The sequence below is a fragment of the Lewinella sp. genome (genome assembly GCF_050633125.1).
GTDB lineage: Bacteria > Bacteroidota > Bacteroidia > Chitinophagales > Saprospiraceae > Lewinella.
The window spans coordinates 1-856 of sequence record NZ_JBOEFX010000211.1 but is presented as its reverse complement, the minus strand read 5'-3'; the positions used below and the strand labels follow the sequence as shown (position 1 = coordinate 856).

Below are 856 nucleotides of genomic sequence, written 5' to 3'. Positions count from 1 at the left end.
ATAAGGTCATGTAAGAAATTTTCAAGGGGGTGTTTGGTTCCTAAAAGGTGAAATAACGATTAGGGCAGCTCCCTATCGCTCTTCAAATTTACATATTTTATTTTTTTGAAAGGATAGCGCTTATTCCCAGTTCTTTTGTGCCTTTTTTTCTAGCTCGGACATCGGATACCGATCAACCAATTGATGCTGGAAGCTGGGGGCTCCCTCTCCGTAGTCGCGGGCATAGAAAACGAGCCCCAGGCCTTTGGCATAAATCTCCTGGCCAGTAAAGCGAGGTTCAATATCACCGATGATAGAATCCCGCTGATCAACGGAGCCGCTAAGCGAGAAGTGGATGGCTGGATATTCCTGCTCCTCGTAAGTATAAGTGGTGTCGCCCTGAAATTGGCGATTGATCAAGATCGTTGTGCTGCCGTGCGGCTGCGAGGGGAGTTGAAAACGAACTTGGTAGATGTACACCTCGCTGCCATCCTCTTTGACTTCAAAGGGAAAAACGTTGGAACTAATTACTTCACCAATGGCTTGTTGTTGCTGATTGGTACTATCGGTTTCAAAAAGATAAAGGTTGCGCAAGAGGATGCCATTGTTGACCATCTCCTCGCGGTAGAGGCTACTAGGCAGGAAGTCTCGATAATAGGCCTTGGTGAAATAATAAGCCGAATCGGTAGGCAGGGGGCGGTAGTACCAGTAATCGGCGGCGAGAGCGTCGTGTTGAGTATCTCGGTATTCGTAGACAAGGCCATCGGTGAGTTCCCGTAATGGGAAATAGTAATCGCGGATATCACGTAGGCCGTCGTCTTGGCAACTGGTGATAGGAAATAAGGTTGCTATTGTAAAAAGTAGGAAATAGAAGTTT

General features: G+C 46.8%; 1 protein-coding gene. It reads right to left on the bottom strand.

Annotated features, from left to right (window positions below):
• Positions 1–120: 120 nt before the first annotated feature.
• Positions 121–856 (bottom strand): hypothetical protein (locus ACRBG0_RS28145; RefSeq protein WP_431490156.1); only part of this gene is annotated, 736 nt, incomplete at its 5' end.